Genomic DNA, 17,834 nt, shown 5'->3' on the forward strand with positions numbered 1-17,834 from the left:
CTGCGCGAACGTGACGACCGAAGACACGCTGACCGAAGACCTGAAGGCCGAACTGCTCGACGTGGGGCTGGAGGCCGCCCGGCGGGCCGGTGAACTCCTGCGCGACGGACGGCCCGCCGACCTGTCGGTGGCCGCCACCAAGTCGAGCGCCGTCGACGTGGTGACCGAGATGGACATCGCGGCGGAGAAGCTGATCACCGGCATCCTCGCCGCCCGCCGCCCGGACGACGGCCTGCTCGGCGAGGAGGGCGCCGACGTGCCCGGCACCAGCGGGGTCCGCTGGATCGTCGACCCGCTGGACGGCACCGTCAACTACCTCTACGGGCTGCCCAGCTGGGGCGTGTCCATCGCCGCCGAGTACCGGGGCGAGACGGTGGTCGGCGTGGTCGCGGCCCCGATGCGCGGGGAGACGTACCACGCGGTGCGCGGCGGCGGGGCCTGGTCGGGCGGGACCCGGCTGGGCTGCCGGCCGGCGGCGCCGCTGGACCAGGCGCTCCTCGGGACGGGGTTCGCGTACGTGCAGACCCGGCGGGCGCATCAGGCCGAGGTCGTGGCGCGGATCATCCCGCTGGTCCGGGACATCCGCCGGGGCGGGTCGGCGGCGTTGGACCTGTGCGACGTCGCGGCCGGGCGCCTGGACGGCTACTACGAGCGCGGGCTCAACCCGTGGGACCTGGCGGCGGGCGAGCTGATCGCCCGTGAGGCGGGCGCCCTGACCGGAGGCCGGCCGGGACTGCCGGCCTCGGGGGACCTGACGCTGGCGGCCACCCCGGCGGTCTTCGCCTCGCTCCAGCCGCTGTTGGAGGACGCGGGCGCCTGGCACGACTGAGCGCGGGGCGGACCGCGGTCCGTTCGGGCGCGTACGACGGGCGCGTACGACGAGTGCCGACGACGGCGGATACGACGACGGACCCCGGTCGCCGAGGAGGCGACCGGGGTCCGGGTCGTGTGCGGGCTCGGGTCGGGCGGGACCTGCGGGTCCCGCGGGGGTCGAGTGCCGGGGGTGGGTGTGCGGATGCGGCCGGATCAGGCCGCGGAGACCGGTACGCCGTGTTCGGCGGCGAGGCGCTGGAGGTCCTCCAGCTCGGCCTGTTCCACGTCCGCGAGGTAGTCGTCGCCCGTCTCACGGGCCTTGCTCAGGTCCGACTGCGTGGTCTTGATGCGCTGCAGGAGACCCGCGGTAAATGCGTCCATGGTGGGTGCGCCCCCTCTTCGTGGGTCGGCGTCGGGCGAGCACGTGGCAGCCCGCCGTCAGGGAGTGGCCGGGGTGTTCTGTCGTCCTCCCCGGCACCCCGGTCCCAGAAACCTCGTGAGGCGTGGGAATCCTCACGTCCCTTCCGTTCGCCTCCCGTACACGTGTGCGTGGAGGGGTCCCCAGGGGGGCCGAGGGGCGTCTTACAGCCGGTTTACGGCCGAAACCGGCAGGATGGACGCGCAATACACGTGTGCCCTTTCGGGCTCGAAGGAAGGAAACGACGTGCGCGTACTCGTCGTCGAGGACGAGCAGCTGCTCGCCGATGCGGTGGCCACCGGCCTGCGACGGGAGGCCATGGCCGTGGACGTCGTGTACGACGGCGCCGCCGCACTGGAGCGCGTCGGGGTGAACGACTACGACGTCGTGGTGCTCGACCGGGACCTTCCGCTCGTGCACGGTGACGACGTCTGCCGGAAGATCGTCGAGCTGGGCATGCCCACGCGGGTGCTCATGCTGACCGCCTCCGGCGACGTCAGCGACCGCGTCGAGGGCCTGGAGCTCGGCGCGGACGACTACCTGCCCAAGCCCTTCGCCTTCACCGAGCTGACCGCCCGCGTCCGCGCGCTCGGCCGGCGTACGACCGTCGCCCTGCCGCCGGTCCTGGAGCGGGCCGGCATCAAGCTGGACCCGAACCGGCGCGAGGTGTTCCGCGAGGGCCGCGAGGTACAGCTCGCGCCGAAGGAGTTCGCGGTGCTGGAGGTGCTCATGCGCAGCGAGGGGACCGTGGTCTCCGCCGAGCAGCTGCTGGAGAAGGCCTGGGACGAGAACACCGACCCGTTCACCAACGTGGTCCGGGTGACCGTCATGACCCTGCGCCGCAAGCTCGGTGAGCCGCCCGTCATCGTCACCGTGCCCGGTTCCGGATACCGGATCTGACGAGGATGGCAGCGACTCCGGCGCCACCGACGGCGCCACCGAAGCCGACCTGGGACCCCGGCCCGCCCGAGGGTCCTTTCCCTTGGCTGCGGCCGACCATCCGGATACGGCTCACCCTGCTGTACGGCGGGATGTTCCTGATCGCCGGGATCCTGCTGCTGTCGATCATCTACCTGCTGGCCGCGCAGGCCCTGCGCCAGGGCAACGCGCTCCCGTTCCAGATCGTCGGGGGCCAGCAGGTGAAGGTCTCCAGCAGCACCTGCCCGGGTGTGGTGGGCATCGACCAGTCGTTCGACCAGTTCAACAGCGCCATCAGCCAGTGCATCCTCGAACAGCGCCGGCACGCCCTGGACGACCTGCTCAGCCGCTCGCTGATGGCCCTGTTGGGCCTCAGCGTCATCGCGTTCGCCTTCGGGTACGCGATGGCCGGCCGGGTGCTCTCGCCGCTGGGCAAGATCACCCGTACCGCGCGCCGGGTGGTGGGATCCGACCTGACCCGGCGGATCGAGCTGGACGGGCCGGACGACGAGCTCAAGGAGCTCGCCGACACCTTCGACGAGATGCTCGACCGCCTGGAGCGGGCCTTCTCCGCGCAGCAGCGCTTCGTGGCCAACGCCTCGCACGAGCTGCGGACCCCGCTCGCGATCAACCGGACGCTGCTGGAGGTCCACCTCTCGGACCCCGGCGCCCCGGTCGAGCTCCAGCAGCTGGGCAAGACGCTGCTGGCCACGAACGAGCGCAGCGAGCAACTCGTGGAGGGCCTGCTGTTGCTGGCCCGCAGCGAGAACCAGATCGTGGAGCGCAAGCCGGTGGATCTGGCGGAGGTGGCCTCGCGGGCCATCGAACAGGCCCGCGGGGAGGCGCTCGCCAAGGGCGTGGAGATCCGCGGCGAGCGCGCGTTGGCCGTGGTCCAGGGCAACGGCGTGCTCCTGGAACGAATCGCCCTCAACCTGGTGCAGAACGGCGTCCGGTACAACGTGCCGGAGGGCGGTTGGGTGGAGGTGACGACCGAGGTCCAGCACGGGCAGGCGGTGCTCCTGGTGTCGAACACGGGTCCCGTGGTTCCCGCGTACGAGGTGGACAACCTCTTCGAGCCCTTCAGACGGCTGCGTACGGAGCGAACGGGCAGCGACAAGGGTGTGGGGCTGGGGCTGTCCATCGCGCGCTCCGTGGCGCGCGCACACGGCGGCCGCATCCTCGCGACGCCCCGCGAGGGCGGTGGCCTCGTGATGCGTGTCACGTTGCCCCTCTGAGCCACCCGCGCGGCTGTTCGCTGTGGGCGGAATGGACAGACGGGCGGAATGGTTGGTACCTGTGTGATCGATCACATTGTCGAGTGTCGGGTCATGTGCGTTCAGTGACCCCATGGCGGCCGGAAAGCCCGGGAAGTCCGGGTTTCCGGCCCCTCGAACGGCGGGAAATACAGGGGGTGGCGTTTGTGCAAGGCGGCACCCGAACCGTGTACGGTCCCGGTCGTCATCCCAGCTACGGGCTCCTTCGGGCGTGCGGCTGGGTGTCGATTGAGTAACAGACCTTGATGTGAGGCAAAATCTCCGCCTCAGGTCGGGCACAAGTCCGGCCTCTCGCGCGTTACGTGCGCTGAGACACCGCTAAATCCCAGAGGGGGAGAGCGACAAAAATGGCAACGGACTACGACACCCCACGCAAGACCGACGACGACGTCGACAACGACAGCATCGAAGAGCTGAAGGCGCGACGGAGCGAGAAGTCGTCCTCCAGCGTCGACGTCGACGACTTCGACGGCGCCGAGAGCCTGGAGCTGCCCGGCGCGGACCTTTCCAACGAGGAACTGGCCGTCCGGGTCCTGCCCAAGCAGGCGGACGAGTTCACCTGCATGAGCTGCTTCCTGGTGCACCACCGCAGCCAGCTGGCCCGCGAGAAGAACGGCCAGCCGATCTGCCGCGACTGCGACTGAGGCCCGGTCGTGACCGGCTCGGCGCCCTTCCGGAAGCGTTTCCGGAAGACGGACGGACCGGCCGACGAGCGGGAGGCGGCAGCCACGGGCCCGGAAACGGGCCCCGGCCGCGCGGCCCCCGGCGACTCGGCCTTCGGAACGACCGTCGTGCCCTCCGACACCGCCCCGGCGGTGCCACCGGCCCTCGCGGCCGAGGAGGGGTCCCGGGGCAGGCCCGGGGCGCGTCGGCTGCAAGCCGTCAAGAACGGTGTGCGCAAGGGCGGCGATAAGGCGAAGGCCGCCGCCCTGTACATCACCGACCGCGTCATCGAGAACGCCCCGCGCGTGCCCGTACGCGACCTCGCGACCCTGCGCGCGCAGTTCCCCGGGCTGGACGCCGACCGGCTCGCGGACAAACTCATCACCGGCGCGGCGAACGCCACGTCCACCGTCGGCGCGGGCATCGGCGCCGCCGCGATGCTCCCCGTACCGCCCGCCCTGCCGGCGGAGCTGGCCACCGAGGTCACCGCCGTCGCCGCGATCGAGCTGAAGCTCGTCGCCGAACTCCACGAGGTCTACGGACAACGCCCCCCGGGCAACGTCAAGGACCGCAGCCTCGCCTACCTCACGGCCTGGACCGAGGAGCGGGGCATCGACCTGACCAAACCGACCACGCTGAACGCGGCGCTCGGCGGTCAGATGAAGCGCGAACTGCGCCAACAGATCATGAAGCGCATGGTCCGCAACCTGCCGAACCTCATGCCGTTCATGGTGGGCGCCGCCGTCGGAGCCGTCATGAACCGGCGCGACACCCGCAAACTCGCCGAGAAGGTCCGTACGGACCTGCGCAAGCGCGCCGTGCCCTGGGACGCCCTCCCGGCCCTGCCGCCCCTTGAGCAGCCCTCCGAGCCCCTTCCCGAGGCCACCAGGGCCGCGCTCGAAGGTACCGAGGACCCCCGGGTCTGAGACCGAGGGCCCCGCGCCTTCACCCGCACGGGTCCTCAGGCGCCGGCCGCGGCGCCCTTCGCCGCGCGGATCGCGGCCGCCAGGGCCAAAGGTTCGCGCGTGGAGACGTACACGTACGGGGTCGGGTCCGCCGGGTCCGTCACCTCCACGCGCACCGCCGTCGGCACGTAGCCGCGCATCACCATGAACGCGCGGGCGTCGGCCTTGTGCGTGCGCCAGGCGCGCGCCTCCTCCGCGTCCAGCACCTCGGGCTCACCCAGCGCCGCCACCGGGATCCGGGCGTCGCCCGCCGCCAGGGAACCGTTCACCACGCGCACGCGCGCGGAGCCGTACGAGCTCACGGCCATCGCCGACAGCGCGCTGCCGGCGACCAGCCCGAGCAGCGGCGGCAGCGCGCCCAGCGGGAACAGCGTCAGCGCGCAGGCGATCCCGACCAGTGCGCAGATGCCCCACCATGAGCGGGGAGCGGACAGGCGTTCGTCGTGGTGCGCGGAGGAGAGCTGCATACGGCAAGCCTGCCACGAGGCGACCGGTGGGTAGCCGCGCGGGTAAGGTCAGCGGCTGTGAGTGGACGAAACACAGCGTTGACGCCCCCGGCCGATGCCACCGCGCCGGTCCGCCATCCCGACGCCCCGGCACCCGGGGAGCTCCTCGGCGCGCACTACGAGCACTGTTTCGGCTGCGGCGAGGGGCAGCCGCACGGACTCCACCTCGAAGCCCGCGCGGGCGAGGGCGTCCGGATCACCGCCGAGTTCACCGTCAAGCCCGCTCATCAGGGCGCGCCCGGACTCGCCCACGGCGGCGTCCTGGCCACCGCGCTCGACGAGACGCTCGGCTCCCTGAACTGGCTGCTGCGCGTCATCGCGGTGACCGGCCGCCTGGAGACGGACTTCGTGCGGCCCGTGCCCGTCGGCACGGTGCTGTACCTGGAGGCCGAGGTCACCGCCGTCGCCGGACGGAAGATCTACTGCACGGCCGTGGGCCGTATAGCCGGTCCCGAGGGCCCGGTCGCGGTCCGTGCCGACGCCCTGTTCATAGAGGTGAAGGTCGACCACTTCATCGACAACGGCCGTCCCGAGGAGATCCGGGCGGCGATGGCCGACCCGGACCAGGTCAGGCGCGCACGCGCCTTCGAGGTGAATCCCTGATGCCCCAGAACAACCACACGCCGGTGGACGTACTGATCCGCCGCGTCGACCCCGAGGTGCCGCTGCCCTCCTACGGTCACCCCGGCGACGCCGGCTGCGACCTGGTGACCACCGTGGCCGCCGAGCTGGCACCGGGAGAGCGCGCGGTGCTGCCCACCGGGGTCTCCATCGCCCTGCCCGACGGCTACGCCGCCTTCGTGCACCCCCGCTCCGGTCTGGCCGCGCGCTGCGGGCTCGCGCTCGTGAATGCCCCGGGGACGGTGGATGCCGGGTACCGTGGGGAAATCAAGGTGATCGTGGTCAATCTCGACCCCCGCGAGAGCGTCAGGTTCGAGCGTTTCGACCGCATTGCCCAGCTGGTTGTCCAGCGGGTCGAGAAGGTGCGCTTCCACGAGGTGGCGGAACTTCCCGGCTCGGCAAGGGCCGAGGGGGGTTTCGGCTCCACCGGCGGTCATGCGGCCGTGGCCGGATCCGGCGCTGGTCAGCAGGGTGGGAATGGCTACGCTTCGGTCGTAACCGACCGGGAAGGACAGTGACGTGTTCGGACGTCGCAAGAAGAACGACTCCGCCAAGGACGGCGGCGCGGCCGAGCAGGTCGACGGCGTGCGCGCCGACGAGCCGTCCGAGACCGACGGGCTCGACGCCGACCGGCCGCGCAGGCTGAACCTGCCTCCGGCTCCGCGCCCCGACGGCCCGTGGGACGTCTCCGAGGTGCCCGGCAACCCGGCCGACGGCCGCGTCGACCTGGGCGGCATCCTCGTACCCGGTGTCGAGGGCATGGAACTGCGCGTCGAGGTCGCGGGTGACGCGATCGTGGCCGCCACCGTGGTCCTCGGCGACAGTGCCGTACAGCTGCAGGCCTTCGCCGCTCCCAAGAAGGAGGGCATCTGGGGCGAGGTCCGCGACGAGATCGCCTCCGGCATCACCCAGCAGGGCGGCATCATCGACGAGGTCGACGGCTCGCTCGGCTGGGAGCTGCGCGCGCAGGTCCCCGTACCGCTGCCCGACGGGCAGACCGGTGCCCAGCTGGTCCGCTTCGTCGGCGTCGACGGGCCCCGCTGGTTCCTGCGCGGTGTCATCTCCGGCCAGGGCGCGGTGCGCCCCGAGTCGGCCGGTGTGCTGGAGCAGATCTTCCGGGACACCGTCGTCGTGCGCGGCGACGGCCCGATGGCCCCGCGTGACCCGATCGTCCTGAAGCTGCCGAACGACGCCCAGATGGTGCCGGACGGCGTGCAGACGGCCGAGGACCAGGAGAGCTCCCGCTTCTCCGGCGGCATGGGTCAGCTGGAGCGCGGTCCGGAGATCACCGAGGTCCGCTGAGCGCGTGCCGTACGCGGCGCACGCGGAGGTTCCACGCCGGTGGGCCCGTTCCTTCGGGGCGGGCCCACCGGCGTCCCTACGTCCTGACCGCGTCAGGGTTGCGTCAGGGATCGGCCGGTCGTGGCCCATCGGTGCGTGAACTGCGGATACGTCCCGGAGAATGGGCGCATGGGACGCGGCAGGCTACGGATCTATCTCGGCGCGGCACCCGGTGTGGGCAAGACGTACGCCATGCTCTCGGAGGGCCACCGCAGGGTGGAACGGGGCGGTGACTGCGTCGTCGGCTTCGTCGAGCACCACGGGCGGCCGCGCACGGAGGTGATGCTGCACGGCCTGGAACAGGTCGCGCGCACGGAGGTGACCCACCGGGGCGCCGTCTTCACGGAGATGGACGTGGACGCCGTGCTGGCCCGCCGACCCGCCGTGGCCCTGGTGGACGAACTCGCGCACACCAACGTGCCCGGCTCGCGCAACGCCAAGCGCTGGCAGGACGTGGAGGAGCTGCTGCGGGCCGGGATCGACGTGATCTCCACCGTGAACATCCAGCACCTGGAGTCCCTCGGGGACGTGGTGGAGTCGATCACCGGGGTTCGGCAGCGGGAGACCGTATCGGACGAGGTGGTGCGGCGGGCCGACCAGATCGAGCTCGTGGACATGTCCCCGCAGGCCCTGCGCCGTCGGATGGCCCACGGGAACATATACAAGTCCGACAAGGTCGACGCGGCCCTGTCCAACTACTTCCGGCCGGGCAACCTCACCGCCCTGCGCGAACTCGCGCTGCTGTGGGTGGCCGACCGGGCCGACGAGTACCTCCAGCAGTACCGGGGCGAGCACGGCATCCGCTCGACCTGGCAGGCGCGCGAACGGATCGTGGTGGGGCTCACCGGCGGTCCGGAGGGGCGCACCCTGATCCGGCGCGCCTCCCGCATGGCCGCCAAGGGCTCCGGCAGCGAGATCCTGGCCGTCTACATCGCCCGCAGCGACGGCCTGACCTCGGCGTCCCCGAAGGAGCTGGCCGTCCAGCGGACCCTGGTCGAAGACCTGGGCGGAACGTTTCACCATGTCATCGGCGACAACGTCCCCGACGCCCTCCTCGCCTTCGCCCGCGGGGTCAACGCCACGCAGATCGTGCTCGGCTCCAGCCGGCGCAAGGCCTGGCAGTACGTCTTCGGCCCCGGCGTCGGCGCCACCGTCGCCCGCGACTCGGGCCCCGACCTCGACGTGCACATCGTCACCCACGAGGAGGTCGCCAAGGGGCGCGGGCTGCCCGTGGCCCGCTCCACGGCCCGGCTGGGACGGCCTCGGATCGTGGCAGGCTGGGTGGTCGGCGTGGTCTTCCCCGCGCTGCTGTGTCTGCTGCTGACGCACATCGACGCCGACCCCGGCCTCGCCAACGACATGCTGCTCTTCCTGGCCCTGACGGTGGGGGCCGCGCTGCTCGGCGGACTGTGGCCGGCCCTCGCCTCCGCCGCCTTCGGCTCGCTGCTGCTGAACTACTTCTTCGCCCCGCCGCTGCATCGGCTGACCATCGCCGACCCCAAGAACATCATGGCCATCACGGTCTTCTTCGGGGTCGCCGTCTCGGTCGCCTCGGTCGTGGACCTCGCCGCCCGGCGCACCCAGCAGGCCGCGCGGCTGCGGGCCGAGTCCGAGATCCTGTCCTTCCTGGCGGGCAGCGTACTGCGCGGGGAGACGGCCCTCGGGGCGCTCCTGGAGCGGGTGCGCGAGACCTTCGCGATGGAGTCGGTGGCGCTGCTGGAGCGGGCGGGCGACACCGAGCCGTGGACGCGCGCCGGCAGCGTCGGGCCGCGCCCGGCGGCCCGGCCCGAGGACGCCGACGTGGACATGCCGATCGGCGACCACATGGCCCTGGCCCTGTCCGGCCGGGTGCTGCCGGCCGAGGACCGCCGGGTGCTGGGCGCCTTCGCCGCCCAGGCCGCCGTCGTACTGGACCGCCAGCGGCTCGTCGGGGAGGCGGAGGAGGCGCGCCGGCTGGCCGAGGGCAACCGGATCCGGACCGCCCTGCTGGCCGCCGTCAGCCACGACCTTCGGACGCCGCTGGCCTCCATCAAGGCCTCCGTCACCTCCCTGCGCTCCGATGACGTGGAATGGTCCGAGGAGGACCGGGCCGAACTGCTGGAGGGCATCGAGGCCGGCGCCGACCGGCTCGACCACCTGGTGGGCAACCTGCTCGACATGTCCCGCCTCCAGACCGGCACCGTGACCCCGCTGATCCGGGAGATCGACCTCGACGAGGTGGTCCCGATGGCGCTGGGCGGCGTACCGGAGGACAGCGTGCTGCTGGACGTGCCGGAGACGCTGCCCATGGTGGCGGTGGACCCCGGGCTGCTGGAGCGCGGCGTGGCGAATGTGGTGGAGAACGCCGTCAAGTACAGCCCGCCCGGTGAGCCCGTCCTCGTGGCCGCCAGCGCCCTCGGGGACCGGGTCGAGGTGCGCGTGGTCGACCGGGGCCCCGGGGTGCCGGACGAGGCCAAGGACCGGATCTTCGCCCCCTTCCAGCGGTACGGGGACGCCCCGCGCGGCGCGGGCGTCGGGCTGGGCCTGGCCGTGGCCAGGGGCTTCGCGGAGGCCATGGGCGGCACCCTCGCGGCGGAGGACACGCCCGGGGGCGGGCTGACCATGGTGCTGACCCTGCGGGCGGCGGTACCGGTGCGGGGGCCCGTGGGACCGGTCGAGGTCGTCGGGCACGAGGGACCGCCGGACGTCGCGCGAGCCGAACCCGTAGAACGCGCAGGACCCGTTGCGCCGGCGGCTGCCGAGGAGCCCGCCGGCCCCGCACGACAGAAAGCAGGACCCCAATGACCCGGGTGCTCGTGGTGGACGACGAACCCCAGATCGTCCGAGCCCTCGTGATCAACCTCAAGGCACGCAAGTACGAGGTCGACGCCGCCGCCGACGGGGCCGGAGCCCTGGAACTGGCGGCGGCCCGTCACCCCGACGTGGTCGTCCTCGACCTCGGCCTGCCCGACATGGACGGCGTCGAGGTGATCAAGGGGCTGCGCGGTTGGACCCGGGTGCCGATCCTCGTCCTCTCCGCCCGGCACAGTTCCGACGAGAAGGTCGAGGCCCTCGACGCCGGCGCCGACGACTACGTCACCAAGCCCTTCGGCATGGACGAGCTGCTGGCCCGGCTGCGGGCGGCCGTCCGCCGGGCCGAGCCCACGGCCGCCGCCGGTGACGGTGAGGTGATCGTCGAGACCGAGGGCTTCACGGTGGACCTGGCCGCCAAGAAGGCGGTCCGCGCGGGGCGCGACGTACGCCTGACCCCCACCGAGTGGCACCTGCTGGAGGTGCTGGTGCGCAACGGCGGCAAGCTCGTCAGCCAGAAGCAGCTGCTCCAGGAGGTGTGGGGGCCCTCGTACGGGACCGAGACCAACTACCTGCGGGTCTACATGGCGCAATTGCGCCGCAAACTGGAGGCGGACCCCTCACACCCCCGGCACTTCATCACCGAACCGGGCATGGGATACCGCTTCGAGAGGTAGTGGGGGCGCCGGTACGCTTCCTGTTATGAGTGCTGAACCGCGTCCCGAGAAGCCCGCGAAGCCGGCCAGGCCGGCGGGCCGGTTCCGCCGGATGATCGAACGGCTTTCCACCTCCCAGGAAGAGCTGCATTCGGCGGAGCTGCAGGAGGACGCAGAAGCCGCGGGGTGCACGCGGATCTGCGACTGCCACGACCGTCAGATAGTGAAGGTGACCGGGACCCTGCGTACGGTCACCCTGCGGCCGCGCGCGGGTGTGCCCGCGCTGGAGGCCGAGCTGTTCGACGGCTCGGCCGCGCTGGACGTGGTGTGGCTCGGGCGTCGCTCGATCGTGGGAATCGAGCCCGGCCGGCGCATGATCGCCTCCGGGCGGATCTCGATGAGTCACGGTCGCCGGGTCCTCTTCAACCCGAAGTACGAACTCCGACCGCTCGGACAGGAGCACTGACCGGTGACGTCACTCGACCGACCGACCACTCCAGAACAGCCCCCCGGCGGGCCCGGCGCCGCCGGTGCCGACGCCGACCAGAAGGCCGTCACGCAGGCCGCGCTCTTCGACGCCTTCGGCGGCATCCGGGGCACGGTGGAGACGATGCTCCCCGGCCTGCTCTTCGTGATGATCTACACCATCAACAAGAACGTGACGATGTCCGCCATCGCGGCGGGCGCCGTGGCGGTGCTGTTGGTGATCGTGCGGCTGGTGCGCAAGGACACGGTCAAGCACGCGTTCAGCGGTGTCTTCGGGGTCGGCGTGGGCGTGGCCTTCGCCCTCTTCACCGGCACGGCCAAGGGCTTCTACCTGCCCGGGATGATCTACGGAGCCGGCCTCGGCGTCGCCTTCACCGTCTCGGCGCTGCTCGGCTTCCCGCTGCTCGGCGTGATCCTCGGGCCGGTCTTCAGGGAGAACCTGTCCTGGCGCACCCGCAACCCCGGGCGCAAGAAGGCGTACACCAAGGCCAGCCTGGCGTGGGGGCTCATCTTCCTGGCGAAGTACGCGATCCTCTTCCCGCTGTACTGGTGGGGCGACGCGACGCAGCTCGGCTGGCTGCTGATCGCGCTGAAGCTGCCGCCGATGGTGCTCGCCGTGTACTTCACGTGGCTGTTCCTCGCGAAGGCGCCGCCGCCGATCGACGTGATCGCGGAGTACGAGGCCGAGGAGGCCGCCGAGAAGGCGGCGAAGGCCGCCCGGGACGCGTAGGCGTACGGGGCGACGTAGGGCGTACGGAGCGACGTGGCGTACGAAAGGGGCGGGGTGGCCGATCGGCCACCCCGCCCCTTTCGGTCGTTGCTCAGTGACGGGCCTGGAGGAGCTCCTCCAGCTGCTCCTCACGGGCCTGCGCGGCCACGAACAGCAGCTCGTCGCCCGGCTCCAGGGTTTCCTCGCCGTGCGGGGTGAGGACCCGGTTGCCGCGGATGATCGTGACGAGCGAGGTGTCCTCGGGCCAGGTGATCTCGCTGATCTGGGTGCCCGCGACCGAGGAGTCGGCCGGCAGGGTCAGCTCGACGAGGTTCGCGTCGCCGTGGCTGAAGCGCAGCAGACGCACCAGGTCGCCGACGCTGACGGCTTCCTCGACGAGGGCCGACATCAGGCGCGGCGTGGAGACCGCGACGTCGACGCCCCAGGACTCGTTGAAGAGCCACTCGTTCTTCGGGTTGTTGACCCGCGCCACGACCCGGGGAACCCCGTACTCGGTCTTGGCGAGGAGGGAGACGACGAGGTTGACCTTGTCGTCACCGGTGGCGGCGATGACGACGTTGCAGCGCTGGAGCGCCGCCTCGTCGAGCGAGGTGATCTCGCAGGCGTCGGCCAGCAGCCATTCGGCCTGCGGCACCCGCTCCACGGAGATGGCGGTCGGCGCCTTGTCCACGAGGAGCACCTCGTGGCCGTTCTCCAGCAGCTCACCCGCGATGGAGCGGCCCACGGCCCCGGCTCCGGCGATCGCGACCCTCATGCGTGTGCCTCCTCGGGGCCCTCGGCGAAGGCCGCCTCGACCTTCTCGATCTCGTCCGTGCGCATCATCACGTGGACGAGGTCGCCTTCCTGGAGGACGGTCGCCGAAGTCGGCAGCATGGCCTCGCCCAGGCGGGTGAGAAACGCCACCCGCACGCCCGTCTCCTCCTGGAGCTTGCTGACCTTGTGTCCGATCCACGCAGGGGAGGCGTGCACCTCGGCGAGTTGGACGCCACCGCTGGGGTCGCGCCACAGGGGTTCGGCGCCCGAGGGCAGGAGGCGGCGCAGCATCTGGTCGGCGGTCCACCGTACGGTCGCGACGGTGGGGATGCCGAGGCGCTGGTAGACCTCGGCGCGCTTGGGGTCGTAGATGCGGGCGGCGACGTTCTCGACGCCGAACATCTCGCGGGCCACGCGGGCGGCGATGATGTTGGAATTGTCACCACTGCTGACCGCGGCGAAGGCGCCCGCCTCCTCGATGCCGGCCTCGCGCAGGGTGTCCTGGTCGAAGCCGACACCGGTGACGCGGCGGCCTCCGAACGACGCTCCCAGCCGGCGGAATGCGGTGGGGTCCTGGTCGACCACGGCGACCGTATGCCCCTGCTGCTCCAGGGTCTGCGCGAGGGCGGAGCCCACTCTTCCGCAGCCCATAATGACGATGTGCACGGCCGTCCTTCCGGCTGTCAGCGGCTCGCTGGTTTCCAGCCTCATTGCATGCTCTGGCTAATCAGGGTCTCAGACCTTGGCCCAAGCTACACACGGGCGGTCACCAGTGTGCCCCTTTGGGGGCCGGCTGGGGCGTCATTGACGGTTCATCGCGCGGGATAGGGGGCGCGGGGTTCGTCAGCGGGATTTCGAACGCTTACGATCCTCTGCGTGTCCAAACTGACCGACGTGCCCAAACGGATCCTGATCGGCCGGGCGCTGCGCAGCGACCGCCTCGGGGAAACACTCCTCCCCAAGCGGATCGCCCTTCCTGTGTTCGCATCCGACCCCCTCTCCTCGGTGGCATATGCCCCCGGTGAGGTGCTGCTGGTCCTGTCGATCGCGGGTGTGTCGGCGTACCACTTCAGCCCCTGGATCGCGCTCGCGGTCGTCGTGCTGATGTTCACGGTGGTCGCCTCATACCGGCAGAACGTCCACGCGTACCCCAGCGGCGGTGGCGACTACGAGGTGGCCAACACCAACCTCGGACCCAAGGCCGGACTCACCGTCGCGAGCGCGCTGCTCGTCGACTACGTCCTGACCGTCGCCGTGTCGATCTCCTCCGGGGTCGAGAATCTCGGCTCCGCCGTGGATTTCGTCATCGAGCACAAGGTGCTCTCGGCGATCGTCATGATTCTGCTGCTCACGCTGATGAATCTGCGCGGAGTGAAGGAATCCGGGAAGCTCTTCGCCATCCCCACGTACGTGTTCGTCGCCGCCGTGTTCATCATGATCGCGTGGGGCGCCTGGCGCGGTCTGGTCATGGGCGACACGATGGAGGCCCCCACCGCCGGCCTGGAGATCAAGGCCGAGCACCAGGGGCTCGCCGGATTCGCCCTCCTCTTCCTGCTGCTGCGGGCCTTCTCCTCCGGCTGCGCCGCCCTCACGGGTGTGGAGGCGATCAGCAACGGCGTACCGGCCTTCCGCAAGCCCAAGAGCAAGAACGCGGCCACCACCCTCCTCTTCATGGGCGGACTCGCCGTCACCATGTTCTGCGGGATCATCGGCCTGGCCATGGCCACCGACGTGAAGATGGCCGAGGCACCCGCCACGAACCTGCTGGAGAACGGCGTCCCGGTCGGCGACGACTTCGTCCAGCACCCGGTGATCTCCCAGGTCGCCGAGGCCGTCTTCGGCAACGGCAGCATCCTGTTCATCGTGCTCGCGACCGCCACCGCGCTCGTGCTGTTCCTGGCCGCCAACACGGCGTACAACGGCTTCCCGCTCCTCGGCTCGATCCTCGCCCAGGACCGCTACCTGCCGCGCCAGCTGCACACGCGCGGCGACCGCCTCGCCTTCTCCAACGGCATCGTGCTCCTCGCGGGCGCCGCCATGCTGCTGGTGTGGGTCTACGACGCCGACTCCACCAAGCTGATCCAGCTCTACATCGTCGGCGTGTTCGTCTCCTTCACGCTCAGCCAGATCGGCATGGTCCGGCACTGGAACCGCCACCTGCGCACGGAGAGGGACCAGTCCGCGCGCCGCCGGATGTACCGCTCGCGGGCGATCAACACCTTCGGTGCCTTCTTCACCGGCATGGTGCTGGTCGTCGTCCTGGCCACCAAGTTCACGCACGGTGCCTGGGTCGCCCTCCTCGGCATGCTGATCTTCTACGGCACCATGTCGGCGATCCGCAAGCACTACGACCGGGTGGCCGAGGAGATCGCGGCGGCCGAGGGCCCCAGCGACGACAGCGTGCGCCCCTCGCGGGTCCACTCCATCGTCCTGGTCTCCAAGGTCCACAAGCCCACCCTGCGCGCCCTGGCCTTCGCCAAGCTGACCCGCTCGGACACCCTGGAGGCGCTCAGCATCAGCGTCGACCCGGCGGAGACCAAGGCCCTGCGGACCGAGTGGGAGCGGCGCGGGATCAACGTCCCGCTGAAGATCCTCGACTCCCCGTACCGCGAGATCACCCGCCCGGTGGTCGAGTACGTCAAGGGGCTGCGCAGCGAGAACCCGCGCGACGCCGTCAGCGTCTACATCCCGGAGTACGTCGTCGGCCGCTGGTACGAGCACCTGCTGCACAACCAGAGCGCGCTGCGGCTGAAGGGCCGACTGCTGTTCACGCCCGGTGTGATGGTCACCTCGGTGCCCTACCAGCTGGAGTCCTCGGAGCTCGCCAAGCGGCGGGCCAAGAAGCGCCAGGAGTGGAACGCCCCGGGCGCGGTGCGCCGCGGACTCGTGGACACCCCGCGTCCGAAGGACCCGGCGAAGGACCCGGCGGCGAAGTAGGGCCCGTCGAGCTCCGCTCGAAGGCCCATGGTGAACGGCCGGACGAGATCCACGTAAACTGGTGGGTCGGTCGTCCGGCCGTTCTTCTTTTTGATCCTTGGAGTCTCCCCACCATGACCGAGCAGAACGAGAAGCAGTCACTGGTCGGGGAGGAGTACGAGGTCGAGGTCGGCCCCGTCGCGCACGGAGGCCACTGCATCGCCCGTACGTCGGACGGCCGCGTCCTGTTCGTCCGCCACACCCTGCCCGGCGAGAAGGTCGTCGCACGCGTGACGGAGGGCGAGAGCGACTCCCGCTTCCTGCGCGCCGACGCCGTCACCGTGCTGGAGGCCTCCAAGGACCGCGTCGAGGCCCCCTGCCCCTACGCCGGCCCCGGCAAGTGCGGCGGCTGCGACTGGCAGCACGCCAAGCCGGGCGCGCAGCGCCGGCTCAAGGGCGAGGTCGTCGCCGAGCAGCTGAAGCGGCTCGCCGGGCTCACCCCGGAGGAGGCCGGCTGGGACGGCACCGTGATGCCGGCCGAGGGCGACAAGCTCCCGGCGGGGCAGGTCCCGCAGTGGCGCACGCGCGTTCAGTACGCGATCGACGAGGACGGCAACGCGGGCCTGCGCAAGCACCGCTCGCACGACATCCAGCTGATCGACCACTGCATGATCGCGGCGCCGGGCGTCAGCGAGCTGGGCGTCGAGAAGCAGGACTGGCCCCAGATGGCCACGGTCGAGGCGATCGCCGCGACCGGCTCCCAGGACCGCCAGGTCGTCCTGACCCCGCGTCCGGGCGGCCGCCTGCCCCTCGTGGAGCTGGACAAGCCGGTCTCGGTCCTGCGGGTCGAGGAGAAGGACGGCGGCGTCCACCGCGTCCACGGCCGCCCCTTCGTGCGCGAGCGCGCGGACGGCCGTACGTACCGCGTCGGCATGGGCGGCTTCTGGCAGGTCCACCCCCAGGCCGCCGACACCCTGATCAAGGCCGTGATGCAGGGCCTGATGCCGCGCAAGGGCGAGATGGCCCTCGACCTCTACTGCGGCGTCGGCATCTTCGCGGGCGCGTTGGCGGAACGCCTCGGCGAGACGGGCGCGGTCCTCGGCATCGAGACGACGAAGCGCGCGGTGGAGGACGCCCGGCACAACCTGGCGGACTTCCCCCGGGTCCGCATCGAACAGGGCAAGGTCGAGGCCGTCCTGCCGAAGACCGGCATCACGGAATGCGACCTGGTCGTCCTGGACCCGCCCCGCGCCGGCGCCGGCAAGCAGACGGTCCGCCACATCGCCGGCCTCTCGGCCCGCCGCATCGCCTACGTGGCCTGCGACCCGGCCGCCCTGGCCCGAGACCTGTCCTACTTCGCGGAAGCCGGCTACAAGCCCCGCACCCTGCGCGTCTTCGACCTCTTCCCGATGACCCACCACGTGGAGTGCGTGGCGATCCTGGAGCCGATGACGAAGAGCTCCTGACCTGGGATTTCTTGGTTTGGCTACGCAACCCGACCTGTTTTTGCATCGACAACATGTGGAAGCCGATGCTCGGAGCCACCGCTCTTGACCTGCGGTTTTTGGGTGGCTGAGGAGCAGGCTCGGCCATTGCTCCTCCGGGTCACTCAGGATCTTGACGCTCAAATGACGCTCGCCCGGCATCATCGCTGACGGGCCGTCAAGGGGGTATGGCCGCCGCCAGGGCCGCGCTGTGTGGCGGTGCGGGGGGCGGCTCATCAGGCGGTCAGGATTGAGCCCGCCCGCCCCAGCATGAGTCTCATGTCTTCCCATGCGCGTTCGGCTTTGAAGGGCTCCGCACAGGTTGGCGCCTGGCCGGTCTGGAGTGTGGCCGTACCAATCTCGGAAGGAGCCAGTGCACAGATGTCACTTTGCGCCACGGCCTGCTGGGTAGGCGAGTGCTCGGCCCGGCTCCTTCTGATGGAATGCCCGTCAGGCGTTTGCGCTGATATGGATGCGAGAGCTGAGGCAATGGGCCGGTC

Annotated in this window: 18 protein-coding genes; 14 read left to right on the forward strand and 4 right to left on the reverse strand. The window is 71.0% G+C overall.

The genetic code is table 11. The annotated features are described in order from the left end of the window. The first annotated feature begins 10 nt into the window (after positions 1-10). Positions 11-829: an inositol monophosphatase family protein gene (locus M4D82_RS24995; RefSeq protein WP_502988997.1), complete on the forward strand. Its 819-nt coding sequence runs from the start codon at positions 11-13 to the stop codon at positions 827-829. A gap of 197 nt (positions 830-1,026) precedes the next feature. Here M4D82_RS24995 and M4D82_RS25000 read toward each other — a convergent pair whose 3' ends face one another. Continuing rightward, complete coding sequence (locus tag M4D82_RS25000) at positions 1,027-1,194, reverse strand: hypothetical protein (RefSeq protein WP_249768163.1); 168 nt, start codon at positions 1,192-1,194, stop codon at positions 1,027-1,029. Positions 1,195-1,477: 283 nt separating this feature from the next. Here M4D82_RS25000 and M4D82_RS25005 point away from each other — a divergent pair, with 283 nt between their 5' ends. The 4 genes from M4D82_RS25005 (at position 1,478) to M4D82_RS25020 (ending at position 5,012) form a co-directional block, all read left to right on the forward strand. Next, the gene (locus M4D82_RS25005) at positions 1,478-2,131 is read left to right on the forward strand and encodes a response regulator transcription factor (protein WP_030036265.1); all 654 of its coding nucleotides are present in this window, start codon (positions 1,478-1,480) and stop codon (positions 2,129-2,131) included. Positions 2,132-2,136: 5 nt separating this feature from the next. Continuing rightward, complete coding sequence (locus tag M4D82_RS25010) at positions 2,137-3,384, forward strand: sensor histidine kinase (RefSeq protein WP_249768164.1); 1,248 nt, start codon at positions 2,137-2,139, stop codon at positions 3,382-3,384. Positions 3,385-3,770: 386 nt separating this feature from the next. Further along, positions 3,771-4,067: a DUF4193 domain-containing protein gene (locus M4D82_RS25015; RefSeq protein WP_249768165.1), complete on the forward strand. Its 297-nt coding sequence runs from the start codon at positions 3,771-3,773 to the stop codon at positions 4,065-4,067. Between the two features lie 9 nt (positions 4,068-4,076). Beyond that, positions 4,077-5,012 carry a hypothetical protein gene (locus M4D82_RS25020; RefSeq protein ID WP_502988998.1) on the forward strand — a complete coding sequence of 312 codons (936 nt, stop codon included), beginning with the start codon at positions 4,077-4,079 and terminating at the stop codon, positions 5,010-5,012. Positions 5,013-5,047: 35 nt separating this feature from the next. Here the strand turns inward: M4D82_RS25020 and M4D82_RS25025 are convergent, their stop codons facing one another. Then, positions 5,048-5,518 (reverse strand): DUF3093 domain-containing protein, encoded by a 471-nt coding sequence (locus M4D82_RS25025; protein WP_249768166.1) that lies wholly within the window; start codon positions 5,516-5,518, stop codon positions 5,048-5,050. Between the two features lie 57 nt (positions 5,519-5,575). On the opposite strand from M4D82_RS25025, the gene M4D82_RS25030 reads away from it, so the two are divergent. From M4D82_RS25030 to M4D82_RS25060, 7 genes are all read left to right on the forward strand, one after another. After that, entirely contained in the window at positions 5,576-6,160 is a 585-nt protein-coding gene (locus tag M4D82_RS25030) for a PaaI family thioesterase (protein WP_249768167.1), read from the forward strand. Further along, positions 6,160-6,696 carry a dUTP diphosphatase gene (dut, locus tag M4D82_RS25035; RefSeq protein WP_249768168.1) on the forward strand — a complete coding sequence of 179 codons (537 nt, stop codon included), beginning with the start codon at positions 6,160-6,162 and terminating at the stop codon, positions 6,694-6,696. The genes M4D82_RS25030 and dut overlap by 1 nt, the downstream gene beginning before the upstream one ends. A gap of 1 nt (position 6,697) precedes the next feature. Continuing rightward, a complete protein-coding gene (locus tag M4D82_RS25040) occupies positions 6,698-7,480 on the forward strand; it encodes a DUF3710 domain-containing protein (protein WP_249768169.1) in 783 nt (260 codons plus the stop codon). 168 nt (positions 7,481-7,648) lie between these two features. Beyond that, entirely contained in the window at positions 7,649-10,303 is a 2,655-nt protein-coding gene (locus tag M4D82_RS25045; protein WP_249768170.1) for a DUF4118 domain-containing protein, read from the forward strand. Beyond that, positions 10,300-10,986, forward strand: a complete 687-nt coding sequence (locus M4D82_RS25050; RefSeq protein WP_249768171.1) for a response regulator — start codon at positions 10,300-10,302, stop codon at positions 10,984-10,986. Before M4D82_RS25045 ends, M4D82_RS25050 begins: the two co-directional genes overlap by 4 nt. Before the next feature lie 25 nt (positions 10,987-11,011). Then, the gene (locus tag M4D82_RS25055; protein ID WP_125816976.1) at positions 11,012-11,431 is read left to right on the forward strand and encodes an OB-fold nucleic acid binding domain-containing protein; all 420 of its coding nucleotides are present in this window, start codon (positions 11,012-11,014) and stop codon (positions 11,429-11,431) included. A gap of 3 nt (positions 11,432-11,434) precedes the next feature. Beyond that, on the forward strand, positions 11,435-12,181 hold the full coding sequence (locus tag M4D82_RS25060) for a DUF3159 domain-containing protein (RefSeq protein ID WP_249768172.1): 747 nt from the start codon (positions 11,435-11,437) through the stop codon (positions 12,179-12,181). Positions 12,182-12,272: 91 nt separating this feature from the next. On the opposite strand, the gene M4D82_RS25065 is transcribed toward M4D82_RS25060, so the two are convergent. Further along, entirely contained in the window at positions 12,273-12,935 is a 663-nt protein-coding gene (locus tag M4D82_RS25065) for a potassium channel family protein (protein ID WP_249768173.1), read from the reverse strand. Then, positions 12,932-13,600 carry a potassium channel family protein gene (locus tag M4D82_RS25070; protein WP_249768174.1) on the reverse strand — a complete coding sequence of 223 codons (669 nt, stop codon included), beginning with the start codon at positions 13,598-13,600 and terminating at the stop codon, positions 12,932-12,934. Before M4D82_RS25070 ends, M4D82_RS25065 begins: the two co-directional genes overlap by 4 nt. A 210-nt stretch (positions 13,601-13,810) precedes the next feature. Between M4D82_RS25070 and M4D82_RS25075 the strand changes: the two genes are divergently transcribed. Beyond that, entirely contained in the window at positions 13,811-15,871 is a 2,061-nt protein-coding gene (locus M4D82_RS25075; protein WP_249768175.1) for an APC family permease, read from the forward strand. A gap of 113 nt (positions 15,872-15,984) precedes the next feature. Continuing rightward, positions 15,985-17,316: a class I SAM-dependent RNA methyltransferase gene (locus M4D82_RS25080; protein ID WP_249768176.1), complete on the forward strand. Its 1,332-nt coding sequence runs from the start codon at positions 15,985-15,987 to the stop codon at positions 17,314-17,316. The last annotated feature ends 518 nt before the right edge of the window (positions 17,317-17,834 follow it).

This window comes from Streptomyces sp. RerS4 (assembly GCF_023515955.1).
Classification (GTDB): Bacteria; Actinomycetota; Actinomycetes; order Streptomycetales; family Streptomycetaceae; genus Streptomyces.